At 68.9% G+C, this 22,428-nt stretch carries 22 protein-coding genes; 15 read left to right on the top strand and 7 right to left on the bottom strand.

All coding sequences use genetic code 11. From position 1 onward, the window contains the following. Positions 1-80: 80 nt before the first annotated feature. The 6 genes from IEY88_RS32135 to IEY88_RS32110 all read left to right on the top strand — a co-directional run bounded on the left by IEY88_RS32135 (position 81) and on the right by IEY88_RS32110 (position 4,355). Positions 81-494, top strand: a complete 414-nt coding sequence (locus tag IEY88_RS32135) for a hypothetical protein (protein WP_189158649.1) — start codon at positions 81-83, stop codon at positions 492-494. An 88-nt stretch (positions 495-582) separates the two neighbouring features. After that, a complete protein-coding gene (locus tag IEY88_RS32130) occupies positions 583-726 on the top strand; it encodes a hypothetical protein (protein ID WP_189158648.1) in 144 nt (47 codons plus the stop codon). A gap of 390 nt (positions 727-1,116) precedes the next feature. After that, complete coding sequence (locus IEY88_RS32125) at positions 1,117-1,434, top strand: hypothetical protein (protein WP_189158647.1); 318 nt, start codon at positions 1,117-1,119, stop codon at positions 1,432-1,434. A 59-nt stretch (positions 1,435-1,493) separates the two neighbouring features. Continuing rightward, positions 1,494-2,066: a carbonic anhydrase gene (locus IEY88_RS32120; RefSeq protein ID WP_189158646.1), complete on the top strand. Its 573-nt coding sequence runs from the start codon at positions 1,494-1,496 to the stop codon at positions 2,064-2,066. A gap of 13 nt (positions 2,067-2,079) precedes the next feature. After that, positions 2,080-3,408, top strand: coding sequence for a SulP family inorganic anion transporter (locus IEY88_RS32115; RefSeq protein ID WP_189158645.1), 1,329 nt, complete (start codon positions 2,080-2,082; stop codon positions 3,406-3,408). Between the two features lie 134 nt (positions 3,409-3,542). Next, positions 3,543-4,355 (top strand): DNA/RNA non-specific endonuclease, encoded by an 813-nt coding sequence (locus IEY88_RS32110; protein ID WP_189158644.1) that lies wholly within the window; start codon positions 3,543-3,545, stop codon positions 4,353-4,355. Here the strand turns inward: IEY88_RS32110 and IEY88_RS32105 are convergent. Together IEY88_RS32105 and IEY88_RS32100 are read right to left on the bottom strand one after the other, a co-directional pair. Beyond that, a complete protein-coding gene (locus IEY88_RS32105) occupies positions 4,345-7,209 on the bottom strand; it encodes an NACHT domain-containing protein (protein WP_189158643.1) in 2,865 nt (954 codons plus the stop codon). The two genes, IEY88_RS32110 and IEY88_RS32105, sit on opposite strands and share 11 nt — an antisense overlap. A gap of 80 nt (positions 7,210-7,289) precedes the next feature. Beyond that, positions 7,290-9,209, bottom strand: coding sequence for a helicase-associated domain-containing protein (locus IEY88_RS32100; protein WP_189158642.1), 1,920 nt, complete (start codon positions 9,207-9,209; stop codon positions 7,290-7,292). Between the two features lie 76 nt (positions 9,210-9,285). Between IEY88_RS32100 and IEY88_RS32095 the strand changes: the two genes are divergently transcribed. Next, on the top strand, positions 9,286-9,933 hold the full coding sequence (locus IEY88_RS32095; RefSeq protein ID WP_189158641.1) for a DUF2461 domain-containing protein: 648 nt from the start codon (positions 9,286-9,288) through the stop codon (positions 9,931-9,933). On the opposite strand, the gene IEY88_RS32090 is transcribed toward IEY88_RS32095, so the two are convergent. Continuing rightward, entirely contained in the window at positions 9,881-10,225 is a 345-nt protein-coding gene (locus tag IEY88_RS32090) for a VanZ family protein (RefSeq protein WP_189158640.1), read from the bottom strand. The genes IEY88_RS32095 and IEY88_RS32090 overlap by 53 nt on opposite strands. Before the next feature lie 63 nt (positions 10,226-10,288). Here IEY88_RS32090 and pyk point away from each other — a divergent pair, with 63 nt between their 5' ends. The 3 genes from pyk (at position 10,289) to IEY88_RS32075 (ending at position 13,390) form a co-directional block, all read left to right on the top strand. Continuing rightward, positions 10,289-11,713: a pyruvate kinase gene (pyk, locus tag IEY88_RS32085; RefSeq protein WP_189158639.1), complete on the top strand. Its 1,425-nt coding sequence runs from the start codon at positions 10,289-10,291 to the stop codon at positions 11,711-11,713. Between the two features lie 102 nt (positions 11,714-11,815). Further along, the gene (gene tesB, locus IEY88_RS32080; RefSeq protein WP_189158638.1) at positions 11,816-12,727 is read left to right on the top strand and encodes an acyl-CoA thioesterase II; all 912 of its coding nucleotides are present in this window, start codon (positions 11,816-11,818) and stop codon (positions 12,725-12,727) included. Positions 12,728-12,832: 105 nt separating this feature from the next. Next, positions 12,833-13,390 carry a Uma2 family endonuclease gene (locus IEY88_RS32075; protein WP_189158637.1) on the top strand — a complete coding sequence of 186 codons (558 nt, stop codon included), beginning with the start codon at positions 12,833-12,835 and terminating at the stop codon, positions 13,388-13,390. A gap of 48 nt (positions 13,391-13,438) precedes the next feature. Here the strand turns inward: IEY88_RS32075 and IEY88_RS32070 are convergent, their stop codons facing one another. Further along, a complete protein-coding gene (locus IEY88_RS32070; protein WP_189158636.1) occupies positions 13,439-13,945 on the bottom strand; it encodes an Lrp/AsnC family transcriptional regulator in 507 nt (168 codons plus the stop codon). Positions 13,946-14,005: 60 nt separating this feature from the next. Between IEY88_RS32070 and IEY88_RS32065 the strand changes: the two genes are divergently transcribed. Then, entirely contained in the window at positions 14,006-14,599 is a 594-nt protein-coding gene (locus tag IEY88_RS32065) for a LysE family translocator (RefSeq protein ID WP_189158635.1), read from the top strand. Here the strand turns inward: IEY88_RS32065 and IEY88_RS32060 are convergent. Next, positions 14,582-14,884: a DUF2218 domain-containing protein gene (locus IEY88_RS32060; RefSeq protein WP_189158634.1), complete on the bottom strand. Its 303-nt coding sequence runs from the start codon at positions 14,882-14,884 to the stop codon at positions 14,582-14,584. The two genes, IEY88_RS32065 and IEY88_RS32060, sit on opposite strands and share 18 nt — an antisense overlap. 121 nt (positions 14,885-15,005) lie before the next feature. On the opposite strand from IEY88_RS32060, the gene gnd reads away from it, so the two are divergent. Beyond that, on the top strand, positions 15,006-16,436 hold the full coding sequence (gnd, locus tag IEY88_RS32055) for an NADP-dependent phosphogluconate dehydrogenase (protein ID WP_189158633.1): 1,431 nt from the start codon (positions 15,006-15,008) through the stop codon (positions 16,434-16,436). Next, positions 16,433-17,962, top strand: coding sequence for a D-alanyl-D-alanine carboxypeptidase/D-alanyl-D-alanine endopeptidase (dacB, locus tag IEY88_RS32050; protein WP_189158632.1), 1,530 nt, complete (start codon positions 16,433-16,435; stop codon positions 17,960-17,962). The genes gnd and dacB overlap by 4 nt, the downstream gene beginning before the upstream one ends. A 54-nt stretch (positions 17,963-18,016) precedes the next feature. On the opposite strand, the gene IEY88_RS32045 is transcribed toward dacB, so the two are convergent. Further along, positions 18,017-20,230, bottom strand: a complete 2,214-nt coding sequence (locus tag IEY88_RS32045; RefSeq protein ID WP_189158631.1) for a SulP family inorganic anion transporter — start codon at positions 20,228-20,230, stop codon at positions 18,017-18,019. Positions 20,231-20,789: 559 nt separating this feature from the next. Beyond that, a complete protein-coding gene (locus IEY88_RS32040; protein ID WP_089917134.1) occupies positions 20,790-21,107 on the bottom strand; it encodes a hypothetical protein in 318 nt (105 codons plus the stop codon). 148 nt (positions 21,108-21,255) lie between these two features. On the opposite strand from IEY88_RS32040, the gene IEY88_RS32035 reads away from it, so the two are divergent. Together IEY88_RS32035 and IEY88_RS32030 are read left to right on the top strand one after the other, a co-directional pair. Then, positions 21,256-22,104, top strand: coding sequence for a helix-turn-helix domain-containing protein (locus tag IEY88_RS32035; protein WP_189158630.1), 849 nt, complete (start codon positions 21,256-21,258; stop codon positions 22,102-22,104). Between the two features lie 80 nt (positions 22,105-22,184). Continuing rightward, positions 22,185-22,319: a DUF397 domain-containing protein gene (locus IEY88_RS32030; RefSeq protein WP_373294227.1), complete on the top strand. Its 135-nt coding sequence runs from the start codon at positions 22,185-22,187 to the stop codon at positions 22,317-22,319. Positions 22,320-22,428: the final 109 nt, after the last annotated feature.

The raw sequence follows: 22,428 nt of genomic DNA, 5'->3' as shown, positions 1-22,428 counted from the left end.
GACGTCGCGCGGGCGTTCGCCTTTGTGGCGGGCGAGAAAACCGCTGCGCCGCGACCGCGGTGGTTCGTTAGCCTGTGCGGATGGACGAAGGCGACTGGGTGGGCCTGTACCGCAACATCGGCGGACCGTCCGGGTGCTGGAGCTGGGACGAGGTCGGCACGACGTGGCGAGGCCGGTATGCCGGTTCCCAGGAGCTCAGGTCGTCGATCGAGATCGTCGACAGCGTGCTGGCGAGCGGGGTCGCTGATCGGCTGCTCGCGCTCACGGCGATGGACGACCTGGCGGTCGCGTCAGCTCAGGCGCCCGGGCGCGGGACGATCACGGTGATCTCGCCGGCGAACTTTCCGGTGGTGCCGGGGCACATGGGGCTTTCGTTCTACAGCGAGGACGGGCGGCGCGAGTTCCGCCAGTACCTGGCCGAAGACGCCGTCGAGGCGTTCTGGGACGTGGTCGGCGAGAAGTTCGGCATCACCCGCGTGAGGGCCGGAGGCTGAACTTGGGGGAGTTCTTCCTGCCGTTCGCGTCGATCGGGGGACGGTTCACGGGCGACAGCTGGGAGGCCGTCGCCCGGAAGGCAGGCCGATGGACGACGGCTGCATCGCCATCGGCTTTCGCGGTCTGAAGAAGCGCAAGGCGGGGCGCAAGGAGATCCGGCAGTTCCCGGTCTCGGAGGCGGTGCCCGGGTTCTGGTTGATGGTGGAGGAGAAGTTCGGCATCACGCGCTAGCGTCTTTCCCACACTTCGCGACTTGAATCCTGTCGCCGGGGTGAACTTCAGGAAAAATCACGCGCCCACCCAGCGTCGCGAATAGATATGTGTTGCGAATGCCACATTTCGCACACTGCGGCTGACGAACTCACTCGCCAAGAGAGCCTCATTGGGCATTCCGTCACGGATCGTATCGGTCGGCTATGGATCGCCGATCTGGATGTCCACTGATGGCATAACCCGACCGCGCGGCGATCACTCTGTGCATGGTTGTCGTTCCGTGAGACCAGAAACCCTTTCGGGTGAAATTTGTGTGTGGTGCGGGCGAATCCAGTCTCGTATATCGCGCAAGTTGTCCATTTCGGGCGAAACTGATAGCTGTAGATCGACTCGGTTGGGGGTGTGAGCATGCGCAGCGTTCTTCTCGCTGTCATCGTCGCCCTGTGCGCCGTGCTCACCCCGGCGGTGTCGACGGCGTCGATCGGTGCACCGCCACCGAAGTCGAAAACGTCGGCTCCCAAGGAGGAGGCGCCCCGCGAGGAGCGCGAGACGACGCGGCTGCGCCTGCTGGTCACCTCTGTCGACCGCACTTCCAGGGTGGCAGCTCCGTCCTTCGTCACGGTGCTCCTGCCGCGTGCCGTTCCGCCCGCTCTCGGTCTCGTGTCCAACGCCGAACCGATACTGGTCTGGCGAACACCTCCTGCGTTGCAGGTGTTCCGCAACTGATCGGTCCTCTCTCCCCGATCGAAACCGAACACCTTTTTCTCCAGCAGTGAGGGATTCCCATGGACTTCCATCGCTTTGTTCAGCATGCCCGCGCACACGCCGCGTCGCGTTCCCGCGCGCTCGGCCGCAAGCTCGCCGCGGGCCAGCAACCCACGACGATGTTCATCACGTGCGCGGATTCGCGCATCGTGACGGCCGCGATCACGGGCGCCGAGCCCGGTTCGTTGTTCGAACTCCGCACCGCGGGCAACGTGATCCCGCCCTATTCGCTGGCCGCGCCGTCCAGCGAGATGGCCACGATCGAGTTCGCCGTGCTGCAACTCGGTGTCAGCGAGATCGTCGTCTGCGGCCACTCGCACTGCGGTGCGGTCGGCGCGCTGAACGGCGGCGGCATCGACCACCTGCCCGCGATGCGCGGCTGGTTGCGTCCCGGGCAACCGCGCGAGGCGTCCGGTCCCGCGATGCGCCCGGAAGGTCAGGAGCACGTGCGCGCCCAGCTGGAGATCCTGCTGGCGTACCCGTTCGTGGCCGAGAAGGTCGCCTCGGGTTCGTTGCGCGTCCACGGCTGGTTCTACGACATCGAGACCGGCGAGGTCTCCGCGTGTGCCGAGCACGCCTTCCTTCCGCTGTAGGGGTTCCGACGTGATGAAGAAGTACTGGACCGATCTCGGCGCATCGGTCGTCGTGTTCCTCGTGGCGCTGCCGCTGTGCGTGGGCGTGGCGGTGGCGTCCGGGGTGCCGGCCGAACTCGGCATCGTGACCGGCGTGGTCGGCGGCATCGTCGTCGGCCTGCTGCCGGGCAGCACGATGCAGGTGAGCGGACCGGCCGCCGGGCTGACGGTGCTGGTGGCGGATGCCGTCGGCAGGCATGGGATCCAGGCGCTGGGCGTGATCGTGCTCGGCGCGGGCCTGTTGCAGGTGGCATTGGGCTTGGCGAGGTGCGGGCGGTGGTTCCGCGCGATCTCGCCGTCCGTGGTGCAGGGCATGCTCGCGGGCATCGGCCTCGTGCTGATCTTCGGTCAGCTCAGGCACCTGCTGGTCTCGCCGATCGCGTTGGCGCTCGGCCTGCTCACCGTGCTGATCATGTTGCTCTGGCAGCGCACGCCGATGCGCGTGGTGCCCGGCATCCTCGTCGGCGTGGTCGTCTGCACCGGGTTCGCGGCGGTGTTCGCGTCCTCGGTCGACCGCATCACGGTCGGCACGTTGTCGGCGGACGTGCACCTGCCCGACTTCTCGTTGCTGAACACGGGGGTCATCGGCACCGCGGTGGTGTTCGCCCTCGTCGCCTCCGCGGAGTCGATGTTCAGCGCCGCCGCCGTGGACCGAATGCACTCCGGCCCGCGCACGCAGTACAACAAGGAGCTGGTCGCGCAGGGCGTGGGCAACACGATCTGCGGTCTGCTCGGCGCGTTGCCGATGACGGCGGTGATCGTGCGCAGCTCGGCCAACGTGTCCGCCGGCGCCCGGACGAAGGCGTCCAGGGTGCTGCACGGCGTGTGGCTGCTGCTGTTCGTGGTGCTGCTGCCCGGGCTGCTGACACTCATCCCGGTCGCCGTGCTCGCGGCGGTCCTGGTGCACGCGGGGTGGAAGCTGCTGGGCCTGCGCGAGGTCGTCACGTTGTGGCGCACCGACAGGGCCGAGAGCTTCGTCTTCGTCCTCACGGCCGGTCTCATCGTGGCGACCGACCTCCTGACCGGCACCGTGGCCGGTCTGCTGGCCGCGGTCGTCAAGACGGCCTGGGACGTGTCGAGGCTGCAGGTCACCGTGACGCCGGAGGGCGTGGCGTTGCGCGGCAACGCGACCTTCCTGCGGCTGCCCGTGCTGCTGGAGGAACTCGACCGCGTCGACCGCGAGCACGTCCGGATGGACCTGAGCGGGGTCCGGCACCTCGACCAGGCCTGCGGGCAGGCGATCGACCAGTGGGTGGACGAGTCGCGCAAGGCGGGCAAGACCGTCGATCTCGTCGGCCGATAGGGGACGGCGCCGCGGCCTTGGGGGTCGCGGCGCTTTCCCGTCCGGCCGGTGAACACTGGGCTGTTCGGGTGTGTGCGGCTAACGGCCCAGTGGAAGATGTCGACCCTGCAGGTGAACCAGTAGGGGGCGACACCATGACCAGTGCGGGATTCGACGCGAAGTTCCTCGGCACCGCTGCCGGGATGCCCGTCCTGACCGAGTCGGGAGCGGCCGACGCGGTCGAGCTCGACGGTTCGGCCACGATCGACTACACGCACTTCTCGCTCGCGATGAGCAAGTCGCGCAAGTTCGCGAGCTGGGTCGCGTGGAACATCGACGGCGGCGAGATGAAGGCGCTGAGCCGCACCGGCATCCCGTTCGTCAAGGACGAGCGCATCCCGGCCGAGTTCCAGACCGGCGACGAGCTCTACCGCGACAACCGGCTCGACCGCGGCCACCTCGCCCGCCGCGCCGACCTGTGCTGGGGCCCGAAGGCCGAGGCGCAGAAGGCGAACAAAGACTCGTTCTTCTTCACGAACATCACGCCGCAGATGGACGACTTCAACCAGAGCACCAAGGAAGGTCTCTGGGGCCGGCTCGAGGACGCGGTGCTCGCGGACGTCGACGTCGACAACCTCAAGGTCAGCGTCTACGGCGGTCCGGTCTTCAACGTCGACGACAGGGTGTTCCGCGGCGTCGCGATCCCGCGCGAGTTCTACAAGGCGATCGCGTTCGTGGTGGACGGCGAACTGCGCTGCAGCGCGTTCCTGCTCACCCAGAACATCGTCCTGGCCGAGGCCCTCGACCTGGACGAGTTCCGCGTGTTCCAGGTGTCGCTGACCGAGATCGAGAAGCGGGTGAGCTTCACCTTCCCCGCCGAGCTGCACGCCGCGGACACGGCGTCGGTGCAGCTGCTGGAGGAGACGGAGCGCAGGCCGCTCGACAGCCTCGACGACATCAACTGGTGACGGTCAGCCCAGGCAGGGCCTGACGCAGTTCTTCCAGCCGGGCGAGCGATTCCGGTTGGTGCACCACGAGGTGTTCGAGTGAGGGCAGCGGGCGCAGGTCGTCCGCGGCCGGCACCCCGAACACCTCCAGCGTCGTGATGGTCGGCCACCGCGCAAGCCCCGCCAGCGGGTAGGGCGGGCGGTGATCGATCGCCAGCTCCCGCAGTGCGGGCAACGAGGGCAGCGCGTCGAGTCCCACGTCGGTGGCCGAGTCGCGGAGCTGCAAGCGCCGCACCGAGCCGCCCTCCAGGGACGCGAGGTCGACCCGGCTGAAGTGCAGGTGCAGCTCGTCCAGGTCCTTCACCGGCGCCAGGTCGATCCGCCCGAGCGGACGGCACCTGCTCAGGTGCAGCTCTTTCAGCGAACGTGACAGCGTCAGCGGCGAGAGGTCGCGCATCACCTCGTTCTGCCACAGTTCCAGCCGGTGCAACGACGGCATGGCGCCCAACGGGTCGAGCGGGTTGATGTTGCCGATGCACCGCACGTACCGCAGCTTCTCCAGGTGCATGATGAACTGGATCCGGTGCCACCCGCGGACGTCCACCCGCCGATCACCGAAATCCACTTTGGACAGCACGGAACGCGCGTACTTCTCCGCGTCCGGCGTGTTCCGCCACGCCCGCAGCAGTTCGTCGATGACCATCGCGTGGTCCACGGCCACGAACTCCGCGATCCGTTCCCACGCGCCCTCGCCGCCGATGTTCGCCAGCGTCCGCACGATGTACGCGGCCTCCGCCGACGCCTCCGGGCCGGGCAGCAGGTCGACCACGAACGACCCGGCCTCGGACAGCGCGTCGGCGTGCGCGAAGCTCGTCGGCGGGATCAACGACGCGGCCGCCGCCGTCACCTGGGCGCGTGCGGCCTCCGGTTCGATCACGTCGGCCTGGTCGAGGCACGCCAGCGCGAGCAGCCGCAGCCTGTCCCGTCCGCGCTCGTCCTTGCGGGTGTCGTCGTTGCCCGCCAGCAGGTCCATCAGCACGCGGGCCCGTTCGCGCGGCCGGGCGTGGGCGACCGCCATCACCACGACGTCGTGCCACTCGTCCAGATGTGCCCTGTCCACCAACAGGTTCAGGTCGCCCGCGTCCACGACCTCCTTGGCCGCCAGGTAGTCGCGGAACGTCCGGTGCACGAACTGCACGCGCTCGTTGCCTGCTTCCCGCAGCAGCCCGGCCCGTTCCAGCAACCGCTGCATCGCCTCGTCGGGGTCGATGTCGTGCGACCGCAGCCCGCGCATCGCGTTCCCGAGCCGGTGCACGGCCTCCTCACGCGGCACCATCAGCTCGCGGTTGCGCACCAGCGAGTACGCGAACCGTTGCAGCAGAACGAGTTGTTCCTCCTTGGAGAACGACGGCAGCGCGAGCCCGCGGTCCTCGTCCCAGCGCACCAGCAGCAGGTCCAGCGCTGCCTCGTACAACGAGCGCCGGTCACGCGGCAGGTGCATGTTCCGGTCCTGGTGCAACGCGCACAACAGCCCTGCCAGCAACGGACTCGACGCCAGCCGCCGCAGGTCGGGTCGCTTCGCGAGCGTCGTCACCAGCCGTGCCTCGCAGTCGGTGAGCCACACCCGCGCGTCCCGCGTGAGCCCCGGCTCGTCGAGGGCGGCGGTGTGCCAGGCCTCCACGAAGTCGCGCACGCCCTTGTCGCTCAACGGCAACAGGTCGAACGCGGCGAAGTCCAGGTCCTCCAGCCAGTCCTCCGGCACCGCCGCAGGCCTGGTCGTGATCGCGTACCGGGCCTCGGGATAGGCGTTGACCAGCTGCTCGAGCCACAGCCGGGCCTCGGCCCGCCGTTCCTGCACCAGCTCGTCCACGCCGTCGACGAGCACGAGCGCGCGCCCTTCCCGCAGTCGCGCGGTGACCCACCCGGCAGGCTTCTCCTCCTCGATCATCGACGCCGTCGGTGAGATGAACTCCTCCGGCTTCGGCAGCGTCGAGTACTGCCGCAACGGCACGAAGAACGGCACCAGCCCGAGCCATTCGTTGCCCGAGGTCCGCGTCTGGCCCAGCGAGTTCATCGCGAGCCAGCGCAGGAACGTCGTCTTGCCCGCGCCCGCGCCGCCCCTGATCAGCACCCGGTGCGTGTCCGCGAGCGCCGCCGCCACCGGCAGCCCGGCCCCGGTCAGCTCGTCGGTGTCACCGACCCGCGCCACCGCCAGCGACACGTACGACGTGTCGAACGACTGCCGCCGCGGTGCCCGGCCGCGCGAGACCCCGAACAGCTCCAGCCCGCCCAGCGCGTGCGCGACCTGGTCCGCGTACCGGTCCTCGAAGTCCCGGTGCGACGCCGTCAGCGCCAGCTGCTGCTGGTCCGCGAGCCGCGCCACGGCGTCGGCGGTCGCCCGGCCCATCCGGAACGTCTCGACGGCGAGCCGCCGCGCGTACTCCGGCTGCGACCACACCAGTTCCACGACCGCGACGCACACCCTCAGCAACAACGCGTCGTAGACCGCCGTCGCCTGGTCGGACAGCCCCGCCGCCCGCCGGATCGCCACCGACCTGGACAGCACGTGGGCGCGCAACGACTCAGGCGTCAGCATGATCCGCAGCGCCTCGTCCGGACGCAACGGCAGCGCGGCCTCGATGGACTCGCGCACCGCGTCCACGGCGGCCTGCCACTCGTGCTCCTCGACGGTGCTCAGCTCACCGCGCGCGAGCTCCGCGCTGACCCGCTCCACCAGCGGTCCCGGTCTGGTCAGCTCGCGCTGGCGCTTCTTGTCCCTGGCACCCTTGTGCACCACGTCGAAGAGACCGAGCAGCACGCGCTCCAGCACGGTCTCCAGCACCATCAGCAGTCCGGCGGAAAACGGGTCGGCCACACCTCCAGTATCAGCACGTGATCACCGGCCGCCGCGGTACTTCACCAGCTGTTCATCCGGGCCGTGCCACTCGGGCAGCGTCATTCGGGCAGGGCGACCTTGCGGACGTGCCCGATGTCGAACTCCCTGCCCGTGCCGTCCTCGCAGTCCGCGCTCAGCACCCCTTCGAGGTGCTTGGTCGGCACGATCAGGTGCGTCTCGGTCCGGCGCGGCCCGCTCGCGTACTTGATCTCGACGCGGCTCCCGTCGACCAGCGCCGACGACAGCAGCACCACCTCCTCGTCGCGCAGGAAGACGTTCTGGTCGCGCAACATCCGCGCCGCGTTGGCCCGCGGGGTGCCGCGGCCGGCGCTCGGCCGTTCCTGCTCCACCAGCCGGACGGCGAGCTGCGTCAGCTCCAGGTCGTCCATCTCGGTCCGCCACCAGCGTTCGGAGCGCCGCTCACCCCGGGCGGACGCCCGCAGTCGGCCGACAGTCTCCACAATGGACTTGTCACCGCCGTCCAGGCCGGTCGGCGCGTACCCGCACCGGCGCAACGCCGTGAGCGTCTCGGCCATCGGCTGGGCCGACGCGAGCACGGTCGGCGCGAGGAACCTCAGCTTCAGCGAACCGAGCCGCTTCGACTTCGCGATCTCCTGCAGCAGCAACGGATCCGTGGCCCGCACGCAGCTCGCCACGTCCGTCACCGTCAGCTGCCCGTGCCGCCGCGCCACGTCCCGCACCTGGTACTCGATCACCTGCGGCAGCGCGGCCTCCGACACGGCGTCCAGCTTCGCGAGCACCTCGTCGGCGGACAGCCCCGAGTCCAGGGCTCGCCGCACCGACCCGGCGGACAGCCGCCACACCCGTGCCGCGTCGTTGTCCTCCAGGTCCGCCACCAGGTTCAGCGTCGCGCTCAGCTCCGGCGACGGCAGCCCGTTCACCACCGCGGTCATGTCCGTCTGGAACGCGGCCTTCTCCGTCGCCGGCGGCATCAGCTCGTCCGCGGCGGCGTCGACGTCACCGTCGTGCCGCACCGCCACCCCTAACGGCGTGAGCGCGCCGCCGGCCACCAGGCCCAGCGACTCCATCTCGCCGATCACCGCCGCCGTCGCCCGCACGTCGTGCACGCCGGGACGTTCCCAGGCGAGGTCCTCGACCAGTTCGGCGGTGCTGGTGAAGGCCTCCTCCGCGGAGAACCGCTCCAGCGCGCTCCGCCGCAGCACCAGCCCGGCCGCGCCCGTGTAGTCGCGCAACGCGGCCCGCGCCAGGTCCGGCTCCGGCCGCCAGTCCATCCGCCGCCACGCCGCGAGCAGCGCGGACAGCCGCTGACCCGGCTGCGAGTCGAGCCACGCGTCGGCCTGCCTGGTCGGCAGCAGCCGGGACCGTTCCACGCCGAGCAGCTGGGCCTCGGCAGCGAGCTCCAGCCAGAGCCGCAGCACCCCGTCCGCGACCCGCAACGCCCGTGCGACCCGCCGGATCTCCACGGTCGCCACGCCACCGGTGTAGCGGGCGTCGAAGTTGTCCTGCTCGCAGTGCGCCAGCAGCCGCGCCACACCGTCCACAGTGGACATGGCGGCCACGATCGGCGAGATCGCGGACGCCCGCCGCCGTCCGGGCGTCTTCGGCCGCAACGTCAGCTGCCCCTGCGTCGCCCCGGTCGCCCGCACCGAGTTCACCGCGACGAGCCGCGGGCCCTCCGGCCAGGCCAGCGCCCGTTGCTTCAGCTCACCGAAAGCCCGTTCGAAGTCGCCGACGGAGCACCGCAGTTCGGCGCACACCGTGTCGATCGTGCCGGTGTTGCCCTGCGCGACGATCGTCCCGAGCACGTCGAGCGCGCCCTGGTCCAGCGAGTCCTCGGCGGCGTGCACCGAGTCGGAGTCGGTCAGCTGTGTCGCGAGGTCCTTCAGCGTGCGGATGTAGCGGTCCGCGACGTCGCGGCGGTGCAGGAGGATCGCGGCCACCTCGTCCGGCCCGAGTTGGAGGAGCCAGGTCGCGAGCGCGTTGATACGGCGTGGCATTCGTCGGATTATGGCCCTGGTTGTGTGCACTCAAACGAATTTTCACGCACATGGGCGATCGGCCTAGGCTGACTCGGTGACGTTCAGCGGTTTCGGCGAGTACGCCATCGACTTCTACGACGGCCTGGTTCTGGACAACTCGAAGGCGTACTGGGACGACAACAAGGAGACCTACCTGCGCGACGTGCGGGCCCCGATGGAGGCCCTCCTGCTCGCGCTGGAGAAGGAGTTCGGCGAGGGCAAGGTGTTCCGCCCGTACCGCGACGTGCGGTTCGCCAAGGACAAGACGCCGTACAAGGACCACTGCGGCGGCGTGATCGAGAAGGGTCGCGGCGGCGGCGCGTACTACGTGCAGCTCAGCCCCGAGGGCCTGATGACCGGCGGCGGCTCGTTCCACATGCAGTCCGACCAGCTGGCGCGCTACCGGGCCTCGGTCGACGCGCACGGGATCCTGCTGCGCAAGATCGTGGACAAGCTGCTCGGGCAGGGCTGGGCGCTCGCGGGCGACGTGATGAAGTCGAAGCCGCGCGGGTTCGCCGACGACCACCCGCACCTCGACCTGCTCAGGCACCGGTCGATCTACGTGCGCAAGGTCTGGGAGCCGGACGACGTGCTGCACGAGCCGGGCTGCCTCGACCGGGTGCGCAAGTCTTGGAGGCAGCTCAAGGATTTCAACGCGTGGTGCGAGGACCACGTCGGCGTGAGCGAACAGCCGAGGCGATAGCCCAGCCCAGGCCGATCCCGAGCACGTCCACCAGCGCGTCCAGCACGTCGCCGCTGCGGTGCAGTGGCGTGATCAGCTGCTGGAGCACCTCCGAAATGCCTGCGTAGGCCACCAGCACGAGCAGAATGTGAGGAATCTTCGCGTACAGGCCGGTGAACGCGAGCAACGCGAACAGCAGCGTGTGGACCACCTTGTCCGTACCAGGAGGCGAGCTCGGCACACCTGACTCGGGGGTGAACAGCACGACGACGCTGAGCGACACCGCGATCACGAACGGAAGTACTCGACCCATTGTCAGAACATTACCGAGGAGTAGTTCGGGATCGGTCCAGGAACGGGTCTACTCTCTCTACACGTGAGTCGACGCGCAAAGATCGTCTGTACCCTCGGTCCCGCCACTGGCACGCCGGAGAAGGTCCGTGACCTGGTAGCGGCCGGTATGGACGTGGCCAGGATGAACTTCAGCCACGGCAGCCATGCCGACCACAAGCAGGTTTACGACATGGTCCGCGCGGCAGCCGACGAGTCCGGCCGCGCCGTGGGCATCCTCGCCGACCTCCAGGGCCCCAAGATCCGCCTCGGCCGTTTCGCCGCGGGTCCGGTGGACTGGAACAACGGCGACGTCGTCCGCATCACCGTCGAGGACGTCGAGGGCACGCACGACCGCGTGTCGACGACGTACAAGGAGCTCGCGAAGGACGCCAAGGTCGGCGACCGCCTGCTCGTGGACGACGGCAAGGTCGGCCTCGTGGTCGTCGACGTCGAAGGTTCCGACGTCGTGTGCGAGGTCACCGAGGGCGGACCCGTCAGCAACAACAAGGGCCTCTCGCTGCCCGGCATGGACGTCTCCGTGCCGGCGCTGTCGGAGAAGGACATCGAGGACCTCGAGTTCGCGCTCTCGCTGGGCGTGGACTTCATCGCCCTGTCGTTCGTGCGCTCGCCCGCGGACATCGACCTGGTCCACCAGATCATGGACCGCTCGGGCGGCAAGCGGCTGCCGGTGATCGCGAAGATCGAGAAGCCGGAGGCCGTCGACAACCTCGAGGCCATCGTCCTCGCCTTCGACGGCGTCATGGTCGCCCGCGGCGACCTGGGCGTCGAGCTGCCGCTGGAGCACGTGCCGCTGGTGCAGAAGCGGGCGATCCAGATCGCCCGCGAGAACGCGAAGCCGGTCATCGTCGCGACCCAGATGCTCGACTCGATGATCACCAACTCCCGCCCGACCCGCGCCGAGACGTCCGACGTCGCGAACGCGGTGCTCGACGGCGCGGACGCCCTGATGCTGTCCGGCGAGACCTCGGTCGGCCGCTACGCCATCGAGTCCGTGCAGACCATGGGCCGCATCATCGAGGCCGTCGAGACCGAGTCGGTCGTCGTGCCGCCGCTGACGCACGTCCCGCGCACCAAGCGCGGCGTGATCTCGTACGCGGCCCGCGACATCGGCGAGCGCCTCAACGCCAAGGCCCTGGTCGCGTTCACGCAGTCCGGTGACACGGTCCGTCGTTTGGCGAGGCTGCACACGCACCTGCCGCTGCTCGCGTTCACGCCGGAGCCCTCGGTCCGCTCGCAGCTGTCGCTGACGTGGGGCACCGAGACGTTCCTGGTCCCGAAGGTGGAGTCCACCGACGAGATGGTCCGCCAGGTCGACGTGGCCATGATCGAGATCGGCCGCTACTCCGCCGGTGACCTCATGGTCGTCGTCGCCGGCTCGCCTCCCGGCACCATCGGCTCGACCAACCTCATCCGGGTGCACCGCCTGGGCGAGGACGACCACGCGTAAGTGCGCTGACTCTCAGTCAGGGCAGTCGTGATGCCGGCCCTGCTCCCGCATACTGGGGGAGCAGGGCCGGTGCCTTGCTGTGACTTCGAGGAGTGTTCTGCCGTGACTGAGGCCGCCCGTGCCGCCGCTTCGAGCCCGTCGGGCCTGAGTGGACAATCCGCAGTGGACGACCTGGTCGCGTTGCTCGACCTGGAACGCATCGAGGAGAACATCTTCCGTGGCGTGTCGCCTGCGGAGTCACCCGTGCGCGTCTTCGGCGGGCAGGTGGCCGGCCAGGCCCTCGTCGCCGCCGGCCGCACGGTCCCGGCGGAACGGCGGGTGCACTCGCTGCACTCGTACTTCATCCGCCCCGGCGACCCGCGCGTGCCGATCGTCTACGAGGTGGACCGCATCCGCGACGGCCGCTCATTCACCACCCGCCGCGTCGTCGCCGTGCAGCACGGCAAAGCGATCTTCTCGCTGTCCGCGTCCTTCCAACTGGAGGAGCAGGGCGTCGAGCACTCCTCGGAGATGCCCGAGGTGCCCGACCCGGAGTCGCTGCCGACGTGGACCGAGTCGGCCCAGAGCTACCCGCTGGTGAACCTGAAGTTCCCGCGCCCCATCGACGTCCGCTACGTGACGGAGCCGCCGTGGGAGTCGCGTGAGGACGGTCCCGGCGCGGCCGCGTCCCAGGTGTGGATGAAGGCCGACGGCAAGCTGCCGGACGACCCGATGCTGCAGCTCTGCGTGATGACCTACGCGTCGGACATGACGCTGCTGGACGGCGTTCTGGCGCGGCACGGCGTTTATTGGGGACTGGACAAGGTTCTCGGCGCTTCGCTCGACCACGCGATGTGGTTCCACCGGCCGTTCCGGGCCGACGAGTGGTTGCTGTACGACACGACTTCGCCGTCCGCCTCCGGGAACCGTGGGCTGGCGACCGGGCGGTTCTTCACGCGGGACGGGCAGCTGGTGGCGACGGTGGTGCAGGAGGGGCTGATCCGGGTGATCAAGTCCTCCGACGACGGTGAATGAGTTCGATCCACGCTTGTGAGTGATGGCATGGAGGATCTCCAATCGGGAGGCTGGTGGGAGCTGGTGGCGGAAGAGACTCCAATGAGGCCGGAGAAAGGTGATCACATGACCGCTGAAGCGTGGCCGGATCACCTGATCAGCCTCGACGAGTGGGACGCGATGCCAGAGGACAAGAACCTCGAGCTCGTGGATGGAGTCCTGCACGTGGTGGCCGCAGCCATACCTTCGCACCAGATGGCACAGAACAGGTTGGCCTACTGGCTCGACGAGCAGTTGCCGCCGAGTCTGGTCGCTTATGGCGACGTCGACGTGACGATCGACCGCTCGAACCGGCCAACCGTGCGCAAGCCCGACATCACCGTGGTGACGGCAGAAGCGGCGGACCGCTACCCCAAACGGTTCGACGTCGAGGACGTGGTTCTCGCAGTGGAGATCGTGTCCCCTGGTTCCGAGCGCGTCGACCGCGTCACCAAGCCCACCCTGTACGCCAAAGCCGGGATCGCGCACTACTGGCTCGTCGAGCTCGGTACTCCGATCAGCTTGACCGCGTTCGAACTCGTGGACGGCGTCTACAAGCTCGTGGAGGACGTTGTGGGTGAGGTCCGGCTGACTCGACCCGCACCGCTCGTGTTCGACCTCGATGCGCTGGTCCGTCGCCGATAGCCACCGAACGGGATGTGGTGGTTCGGCCGGTCACGCTGGGAGTGACGCTCAGACCTTCCGCCGCCGATGGGTCGGCCGCAGGTTCGCCGGCGGCGTCAACGCACGCGTCTCCACCCGCTCCAGCACCACCGACGACGTCAGGTTCCGCACCTCCGTCCGCGACGCGATCTTGTCCATCAGGAACGCCTGCAGGTGCGTGGAATCCGCGACGGCGATGTGGATCAGGAAGTCCGCCTGCCCGGACACGTGGAAGATCGACCGGGTCTCCGGCTGCGCCATCACGAACGCGCGGAACGACGCCACGACGGATCGGGTGTGCGGCCGCACGTTCACCGAGATCACGGCTTCCAGCGGCAGCCCGGTAGTAGCCGGATCGACGACGGCGTGGCACCCCGTGATCACGCCCAGGTCGCGCAGCCGCCGCACCCGCTGCAAGCACGACGAGGGCGCCAGCCCGACGATCTCCGCCAAAGCCCGGTTCGGCAGGGTGGCGTCGTTCTGCAACTCCTCCAGGATGTGCCAGTCGACCGAATCCAGTTCGGCTTGTTCGCGCATAACCGAACATCGTACTGACCTGCTGGAACGCACACGAACGAAGCGCAGATGATCTGCGCCATGCACATCGCGTGGACGTCGTTCCTGCTGGCACTCGTGGTGATCACGGTCGTGCCCGGTCCCGACTTCGTACTGGTCATGGGGAACGCGGTCCGCAGCCTCCGCAAGGGCGTCGAGGCGGCGCTCGGCGTGCTCACCGGGCTGCTGATCCACGCGACGCTCGCGACGCTCGGGTTGTCCGCGCTCGTGGCGGCGGCGCCGGCGGCGTTGTTCGTCGTCAAGGCGATCGGTGCGGTCTACCTCGCCTACGTCGGCTTCATGACGTTGAGGTCGGCGAGCAAGCCCGTCGAGGAGCAGCCGCAGCAGAAGAACGTGTTCCTGCGCGGCATGTTGTGCGACCTGTTGAACCCCAAGGTGATGCTCACGTTCCTGAGCCTCATCCCGCAGGCGATGGACCCGAACGCCGCGCCGCTGCCCCAGGCGGCGATGTTGAGTGCCGTCACGGTCGGCGTGTTCGCGGTGTTCTGGGTCATCGTGGTGCCGTCCGCGCGTCAGCTGGGCCGGCTGCTGAGCAGGCCCAAGACCCGCGCGGTGTTCGAGCGGGTCTGTGGGACCGCTCTCATCGGGCTGGCGGCGTCAGTTCTCGCTACCTGAGTCCCACGTGACGGACAGTTCGTCGCGCGTTCCGAAGCGGACGAGGTGCCGTTCCACGACGTCGCGCAACCGAGCCACGTCCTCCTCCGACGTGCACACCACGCGCATGATCAACGCGTCGTCGGCGGCCTCGAACTCCGCCAGGCCCGCGGAGAAGCGGACGAAGCCGCGGGTGTCCTCCCAGGACCCTTCGAGGTCCTTGGCCGTGAAGTGCTTCACCAGCTGCGATCCGTACCTCGGGGCACGGTCGGTCGCCGAGCGTCCCACGCTCGTGAATTCCGTCATGAAGCCAACTTACGCCTAGCAATACGTACCGGCACGTGACGCGGTTCACCTGGCAAAACGGAGTCTGAGAACACCCTGTGACGTCTCGCGCAAACGTGGAGAACACGGCAGGCTATGGCGCATGACGGAAGGCAAAGCACGTATCGCGGTCACCGGTCTTGCCACCATGGGCAGCAACCTCGCGCGCAACCTCGCGCGTCACGGGTTCAAGGTCGCCGTGCACAACCGGACGCCCGCGAAGATGAAGGCCCTGCTCGACGAGCACGGCCACGAGGGTGACTTCGTCGGCGCCGAGACGCTGCAGGACCTGGTGGACAGCCTGCAGACGCCGCGCCAGATCATCATCATGGTCAAGGCGGGTGGCCCGACCGACGCCGTCATCGACGAGCTGAGCGGGATCCTCGAGCCGGGCGACATGGTCATCGACGGCGGCAACGCCCACTTCAACGACACGCGCCGCCGTGAGGCCGCGCTGAAGGAGAAGGGGCTGCTCTTCGTCGGTGCCGGCATCTCCGGTGGTGAGGAGGGCGCGCTCAACGGCCCCAGCATCATGCCGGGCGGGCCCGCGGAGTCCTACCAGCACGTCGGGCCCGTCTTCGAGGAGATCGCGGCCAAGGTGGACGGTCAGCCGTGCTGCGTGCACGTCGGGCCGGACGGCGCCGGGCACTTCGTGAAGATGGTCCACAACGGCATCGAGTACGCCGACATGCAGCTGATCGCCGAGGCGTACGACCTCCTCAGCAGGATCGGGGGCCAGTCGCCGGCGGAGATCTCCGAGGTCTTCACGCAGTGGAACTCGGGCGACCTGGAGTCGTACCTGGTCGAGATCACCGCCGAGGTGCTCAAGCACGTCGACGCCGACGGCACCCCGCTCGTGCAGGTCATCGAGGACGCGGCCGAGCAGAAGGGCACCGGCCGCTGGACCGTGCAGGAGGCGCTCGAACTGGGTGTGCCGGTCACCGGCATCGCCGAGGCCGTGTTCGCCCGCAGCCTGAGCGGCCACACCGACCAGCGCAAGGCCGTGCGCGCCGCGTTCGGTGCCAGCGAGGTCGTCGCGAAGCCGGACGCCGAACTGGTCGACGACGTGCGCCAGGCGCTCTACGCGTCGAAGGTCGTCGCGTACGCGCAGGGCTTCGACATGATGCGTGAGGCGTCGAAGACGTTCGACTGGAACATCGACCTCGGCGCGATGGCGACGATCTGGCGCGGCGGCTGCATCATCCGCGCGCAGTTCCTCAACCGCATCCGCGAGGCCTACGACAAGAACGCCGACATCGCGTCTCTGCTGGTGGACGACTACTTCCGCGACGCGGTGCGGAACGCCGAGGCCGCTTGGCGCAGGGTCGTGGTCCGCGCGGTCGAGTCCGGGGTGCCGACTCCTGGCTTCGTGTCCGCTCTGGCCTACTACGACGGACTCCGCTCGGAGCGTCTGCCGGCCGCGCTCGTCCAGGGACAGCGCGACTTCTTCGGTGCGCACACGTACAGGCGCACGGACAGGCCCGGTAGCTTCCACACGTTGTGGTCGGGTGATCGATCAGAGGTGGAAGCGTGAAATTTCGGATTCTGGGGGCGGTCGTCGCTGTGGCGGCAGGGGTTTCCCTGACGTCCAGCGGCGGCGCCGTGGCGGTCGGGAACGAGGCCCTCACGGCTGATCTCGACACGATCCTCGCCGACAACGCGCTCAAGGGCGCGGACGTCGGCGTGGTCGTGCGGGACGCCGGCTCCGGCGAGGTGATCTACACCAGGCAGAGCAGCAGGCGTTCCCAGGTGGCGTCGAACCTGAAGCTGCTCACCACGGCGACGGCGCTGGACCTGCTGGGCCCGGACTTCCGCTGGAAGACCGAGCTCGCCTCGGCCGGGACGAAGACCGGGACGGCGCTCGACGGCGACCTGGTGTTGCGTGGCGGCGGCGACCCGACGATGTCGCGGTTGCGCTACCAGCAGCTCGCGGACACGTTGAAGGCCAGCGGTGTCACGACGGTCAACGGCGCGTTGGTCGTCGACGACACCAAGTTCGACTCGCAGCCGTACGGCTCGGGTTGGGCGTGGGACGACGAGCCGTACTCCTACAGCGCGGAGACGTCGGCCCTCACGCTCTCGCCGGACGCGAAGTTCAGCGCGGGCACGGTCGTCGTGCGCGTCAAGCCGGGCGCCGCGGCGGGTGCCCCGGCTGTCGTCACGACCGAACCGGCGAACGACCACGTGCAGATCGTGTCCTCGGCGACGACCGGCAACGCCGGCATCACCGTGGAACGCGAGCACGGCACGAACCGCATCGTCGTCAGCGGGTCCACGTCCGTCGAGACCACCAGGCTCTCGACGGTCAAGGACCCGGCCGGCCTCGTCACGTCGGTGTTCCAGAAGGCCTTGCAGGCCAGCGGGATCACCGTCACCGGCGGGGTGAAGCGGCAGAAGGCCCCGGCCGGTGCCGCCGTCCTCGCGACCGACACGTCGCAGAAGCTCAGCGAGCTGATCGTGCCGTTGCTCAAGGACAGCAACAACATGCTGGCCGAGGTGCTGGTCAAGACCGCGGGTGGCTCGTTCACCAACGGCGTCAACCAGCTCAGCACCAAGTGGGCCGGTCTGGGCGTCGACCCGAACGCGGTCGAGGTCTTCGACGGCTCCGGCATGTCGCGGCTCGGCCAGTTCTCGCCGGACGACCTCACGTCGGTGCTGATCAAGGCGAAGACGAAGCCGTGGTTCTCCGCGTGGCAGGCGTCGCTGCCGGTCGCCGGTGTCGACGGCACGCTGGTCAACCGCATGAAGAACACCCCGGCGGCGGGCAACGTGAAGGCCAAGACCGGGTCGCTCTCCGGCGTCTCCGGCCTGTCCGGCTACGTGCGGACGGCCGCCGGCAGGGATCTCGTGTTCTCGGTGGTGCAGAACAACGTCCTGCTGTTCAACAGCCCGAAGAACGTCGAGGACAGGATCGCCGTGCGCCTGGCCTCGGAAGGCGGCTCGGTGTCGCCGCAGGTCCAGTCGGTGCCGCAGCAGCGCAAGGCCCCGGCGCAGGACCGCACCGAGGTTCCCGCGAAGGAGCGCTTCGACGTGGAGTGCTCCTGGATCGGCACCTGCTAGGGACAGTCGCAAGTGGAGCCGCCCCGGGAGTTCCCGGGGCGGCTCCTCGTTTTTCTACGCCGGTGACGGCACGGGCTCCAGCCCGTTGCGGTCCGGGTCGACCAGGTACACGCGGGCGTTCGAGATGTCGAAGTACAAGCCCTTCAACGTCAGCGTGCCTGCGGCGATCGCCTCCCGCACGCTCGGGTACCCGAGCAGGTTGTCGAGCTGCTGCGCGACGTTCGCGACGGCGAGCCGGTCGGCGACCGGCAGGTCCGCGCAACCGGGTGCGGTCGGCGCGTGGAACCGGATCAGCGACGGTTCGGCGTTGCGCAGCCACGAGTGCAGGTGCGACCCGCGTGCCGCGGACCCCTTCACCAGTGCCTTCATCGCGCCGCAGTCGGAGTGTCCGCACACGACGATCGTGCTGACGCCGAGGATCTCCACCGCGTACTCGATCGCCGCCCCGACCGACCTGTCGCCGGTGGACGACATCGGCACCAGGTTGCCGATGTTGCGCACGCAGAACAGGTCGCCCGGCCCGGACGTGGTGATCAGGTTCGGCACCACGCGGGAGTCCGCGCAGGTGATGAACAACTGCTGGGGCCGCTGCCCGTGCACCGCGAGCTCGTGCAGGAACGGCCGCACCAACGGCGCGGAACGGCTTTCGAACTCGTGCATGCCGCGCAGCATCGGGTCGCCCTCGACCGAGGCGCGTTGAGCCGGCAACGTCACGGCGTCCGGCGTGCCCTGCCAGTGCGACCACGGCGCGAACCAGCGCGGCAACGGGCCGGGCAACGTCTTGCGCCGTCCCGGTTTGCCCTGGTTCGCCCGGTCGTACCAGGTGTCGTGCACCTCGTCGACCCGCACCCGGCCACCGAGCCGTTCGTAGCCCTCGCGCCAGTCGTCGATCGCCTCGTAGGACGCGTGGTCCAGGTAGTCGACGTGCAGCTCCAGCACGACGGTCTCGCCCGCGGGCATCCTGCGCAGCTCGCGCACGAGCCGACCTACCCCCAGGAACACCAGCGATCCCCGCACGCACACCCGGTTGCCCTCGACACGCACCGAACAGTGCGTCAACCGGTACAACGCGCGCAGCAACGCGATCGCCAGGCCCACGACCACGCCCTCCAGCAGTCCGAAGAGGACAACGCCGAGAGCGGTCGCGGCGTAGACCATGAACTCCCCGTGCCGCAACAGGTTCCGCATTCGCTCAACAGACACGAGTTTGAGCCCGACGACGAACAGCACGCCAGCCAGCGCGGCCAGCGGGATCAGCTCCAGGGCGGGCGCGAACGCCAGCACCGCCACCGCGATCCACACGCCCTGGAAGATCGCGGCGTACCGGGTCTTCGCGCCCGCCGCGACGTTGGTGGAGCTGCGCGCGAGCCCACCGCTGATCGGGAACCCGCCGAGCGCGCCGGTGAGCACGTTGCCGGTGCCCTGCGCGATCAGCTCCTTGTCCAGCCGGGCGCGCGGCCCGTCGTGCAGCCGGTCCGTGGCGACGGCCGACAGCAACGACTCCATGCTCGCCACCAGCGCGACGGTGACGACAGCCGTGAGGACGGTGCCGACGCTGCCCTGCGGCATCTCGGGGAACGTCAGCGCGTGGCTGTCCGGCAGGTCGACGTGCGCGACGTCGAGGCGCAGCACGAACGCCAGCGCGGTCGCCGCGGCCACCGCGACCAGTGGCGCGGGGATCAGCGAGACACGCGGAACCCGGGGCCAGAGCAGGAGAACCGCGATCGCCACCGCACCGGCGAGCACCGAGCCCGGCGAGGCGTCGACCAGGGTGCCGGGCAGCTGCACGAGGTTCGCGGGCACGGTCGACGACGCCGTGCCGCCCAGCAGCACGACGAGCTGCCCGACGGCGATCGAGAAGCCGATGCCGGCGAGCATGCCGTGCACGACGGCGGGGGACAGCGACATCACCAGGCGGCTGATGCCGGTGAGCCCCAGCGCGAGCTGCACCACGCCCGCGGCCACCGTGATCGCCGCCGTGGCCGCCCAGCCGAACTGCGCCACCAGACCGGCGACGATGACGACGAGCCCGGTACCGGGCCCGCTGATCTGCAAGGGTGCTCCGCTGATCGCGCCGACGACCACGCCGCCGATGATCGCGGAGATGATGCCCGCCATCAGCGGCGCGCCCGTGGCGTGCGCGATGCCGAGCGACATCGGGATCGAGATGAGGAACAGCACGAAGCTCGCGGGCAGGTCGTGCTTCAAGACCAGCGGAGGACCGTGCGGGGTGTGCTCGCCGGTGGTGGTCCTGGGTTGGTGGTTCACGTGTTTTCCCTTTGCTGGACAGCGCTATGGCCCTGTGCGACGGATGCACAGGGCAGGGCACGGCGGGGAAGGGAGCGAGCTGGAGAGGGCGCTTTACCCGTGGCGTGGCTCGGAACGTTGCCGGGCGGATTCGCGGTCAGACGGGTGCATCGTGGTGTCGCCCCCAGGCCCTCGTACTGGTTGTACGGGGGCGTGGGGGCGGCGCCGCGAGGTGCCCTGCTGAGCGTGAATCACCCAGCCAACGTTCCGAGGCACGCCACTGGCGCTCTAAGGGCAGCAGACGGCGCGGCCGGACGGCTGCGAGCTCGTCGGCGCGGTCATGCGGGGTCGGCACGGGAACACCTCCGTGTCGGCACAGGCATCGAGGGGGTCGGGATCAGGCCGCGTCGCCCTCAATCATGAGGCCGGAATCGGCGCTGTGACAGATCTTTCAACCAACCGTGTTGATCTTCGCGGAGGCCGTCACGCGAGGTGATGACGTAGAAGGGCCGGCTCCGGTCGGGGGGTGCGGAGCCGGCCCAGGTCACGAAGGAACCGAAGAACTATCGGGTTCCGAAATTCAGCCTACCGAGCGCAGGTGCTTGCCGTGTGAAGTCTCCTGGCCGACGACGGTCAGGATCAGCTGCGCGGACAGGTAAGCACGGCACGGTGCGGGCATCCGCCTCGAGAACCAGCCGCGCTTGCAGGTCGCGCACCGGCCGTGCTCGTCGGGCTGGTGCTCGTCGAGCAACGCCTTCACCACCGCGACCACCCTCGGCAACTCAACCCTGGCGAGTACGAGAGCGGTCTGGTCGTCGCCGCGTTCGGCGAGGTCGGTGAGCGTGGCCAGGTGGGAGTGCAGCGACTTGTCCAGTTGGCTGAACACCGTGACGGCCATCAGGCTCAGAGCTCCAGTCCTTGCGTAAGCAGCCCCAGCAGACTGGCGCGCCGAACCTGCGATCTGCAAGTTGCAGTACACGAATGGATGACGTCTCTTTGCGACGCGCTCCTTTGCTCTCAAACTGAGAAGGACCAGGAGGTGTGGGATGTCCAGGGGCAGCAGCCCGACCCTGCGCAAGCGCCGGCTCGTGAGTGAGCTCCGGAGGCTGCGTGAGGTGGCCGGGCTGACGATCGAGGAGGTGGGCGAGCGCCTCGAGTGCTCGGCTTCCAAGATCAGCCGCATCGAGACGGGGCGTGTGGGGGTGAGCCCGCGCGACGTGCGGGACATGCTCACCGCTTACGACGCGGACGTCGCCACCCTCGAGGAACTGGTCCAGCTGGCGCGGGAAGCCCGCCGCAAGGCGTGGTGGGACGAGTTCGGCGACATCGTGCCCGGTCGTTACGTGGGGTACGAGGCCGACGCGGACTCGATCAGGACCTACCAGGGGCTGATGATCCCGGGCCTGCTGCAGTGCGAGGCGTACACGAGGGCGTTGATCTCACAGGTGCTGCCCGACGCGAGCACGCCGGAGATCGACCGCCGCGTCCGGTTGCGCAAGGCCCGGCAGGCCTTGCTGAGCGAGGACGACCCGTTGCGCCTGCACGTCGTGATCGACGAAGCCGCCCTTCGCAGGCTCGTCGGCGGCGCCGGGGTGATGCGCGTGCAGATGGCGCGTCTCCTCGAAGTCGGTGCGTTGCCGAACGTCACGATGCAGGTCGTGCCGTTCAGCGCCGGTGGTCATGCTGCGATGGACGGCCCGTTCGTCATCCTGAGCTTTCCGGAGCAGCTCGACCCCGACGTGGTGTACATCGAAAGCACCAGAAGCGGCGTCTACCTGGAACAACAGTCGGACGTCAGTTCCTACGCCGAGATGTTCGAGCGGCTGGTGAGTTCCGCTCTCACCCAGCGGGAATCGGTATCCCTGATCACTGAGATCGCTCGCACTCTCGCGTGACCGCGATCGGGAGTGAACAGACAGTGGAAAGCTTGCGTTGGCGCAAGAGCAGCCGATCCTCGGCTGGTGGGCCCGACTGCGTGGAGATCGCGCTCGTCCCATCAGGAGCCGCGGTCCGTGACAGCAAGAACGCGGACGGAGCGCGGCTGGCGTTCGGCGGGGCGGGGTGGGACACCTTCCTCACCGCCGCGAAGACCGGTTCTTTTGTCAGCTGATCGACAGACAGCAGAAGGCCCGGCTGGATTCGTCCAGCCGGGCCTTCTCGCGCAAGGGGACGTGGGCCGGCCGGCGTTCCGCCGCCGCGGGCTGGATGCCCCTTGCACG

It is taken from the genome of Lentzea pudingi, assembly GCF_014646255.1.
GTDB classification, from domain to species: domain Bacteria; phylum Actinomycetota; class Actinomycetes; order Mycobacteriales; family Pseudonocardiaceae; genus Lentzea; species Lentzea pudingi.
This window is presented reverse-complemented; position numbering and strand designations above follow the sequence as displayed.

Bases quoted from the DNA above. Each gene is read 5' to 3' on its own strand.
- IEY88_RS32130 (WP_189158648.1), top strand. From the start codon at position 583: ATGGACGACGGCTGCATCGCCATCGGCTTTCGCGGTCTGAAGAAGCGC.
- IEY88_RS32115 (WP_189158645.1), top strand. From the start codon at position 2,080: ATGAAGAAGTACTGGACCGATCTCGGCGCATCGGTCGTCGTGTTCCTC.
- IEY88_RS32070 (WP_189158636.1), bottom strand. From the start codon at position 13,945: ATGCGCGAACAAGCCGAACTGGATTCGGTCGACTGGCACATCCTGGAG.
- IEY88_RS32090 (WP_189158640.1), bottom strand. From the start codon at position 10,225: ATGGGTCGAGTACTTCCGTTCGTGATCGCGGTGTCGCTCAGCGTCGTC.
- IEY88_RS32135 (WP_189158649.1), top strand. From the start codon at position 81: ATGGACGAAGGCGACTGGGTGGGCCTGTACCGCAACATCGGCGGACCG.
- IEY88_RS32120 (WP_189158646.1), top strand. From the start codon at position 1,494: ATGGACTTCCATCGCTTTGTTCAGCATGCCCGCGCACACGCCGCGTCG.
- gnd (WP_189158633.1), top strand. From the start codon at position 15,006: ATGACGGAAGGCAAAGCACGTATCGCGGTCACCGGTCTTGCCACCATG.
- IEY88_RS32100 (WP_189158642.1), bottom strand. From the start codon at position 9,209: ATGCCACGCCGTATCAACGCGCTCGCGACCTGGCTCCTCCAACTCGGG.
- IEY88_RS32040 (WP_089917134.1), bottom strand. From the start codon at position 21,107: ATGGCCGTCACGGTGTTCAGCCAACTGGACAAGTCGCTGCACTCCCAC.
- IEY88_RS32065 (WP_189158635.1), top strand. From the start codon at position 14,006: ATGCACATCGCGTGGACGTCGTTCCTGCTGGCACTCGTGGTGATCACG.
- IEY88_RS32110 (WP_189158644.1), top strand. From the start codon at position 3,543: ATGACCAGTGCGGGATTCGACGCGAAGTTCCTCGGCACCGCTGCCGGG.
- IEY88_RS32075 (WP_189158637.1), top strand. From the start codon at position 12,833: ATGACCGCTGAAGCGTGGCCGGATCACCTGATCAGCCTCGACGAGTGG.
- IEY88_RS32125 (WP_189158647.1), top strand. From the start codon at position 1,117: ATGCGCAGCGTTCTTCTCGCTGTCATCGTCGCCCTGTGCGCCGTGCTC.
- IEY88_RS32035 (WP_189158630.1), top strand. From the start codon at position 21,256: ATGTCCAGGGGCAGCAGCCCGACCCTGCGCAAGCGCCGGCTCGTGAGT.
- IEY88_RS32060 (WP_189158634.1), bottom strand. From the start codon at position 14,884: ATGACGGAATTCACGAGCGTGGGACGCTCGGCGACCGACCGTGCCCCG.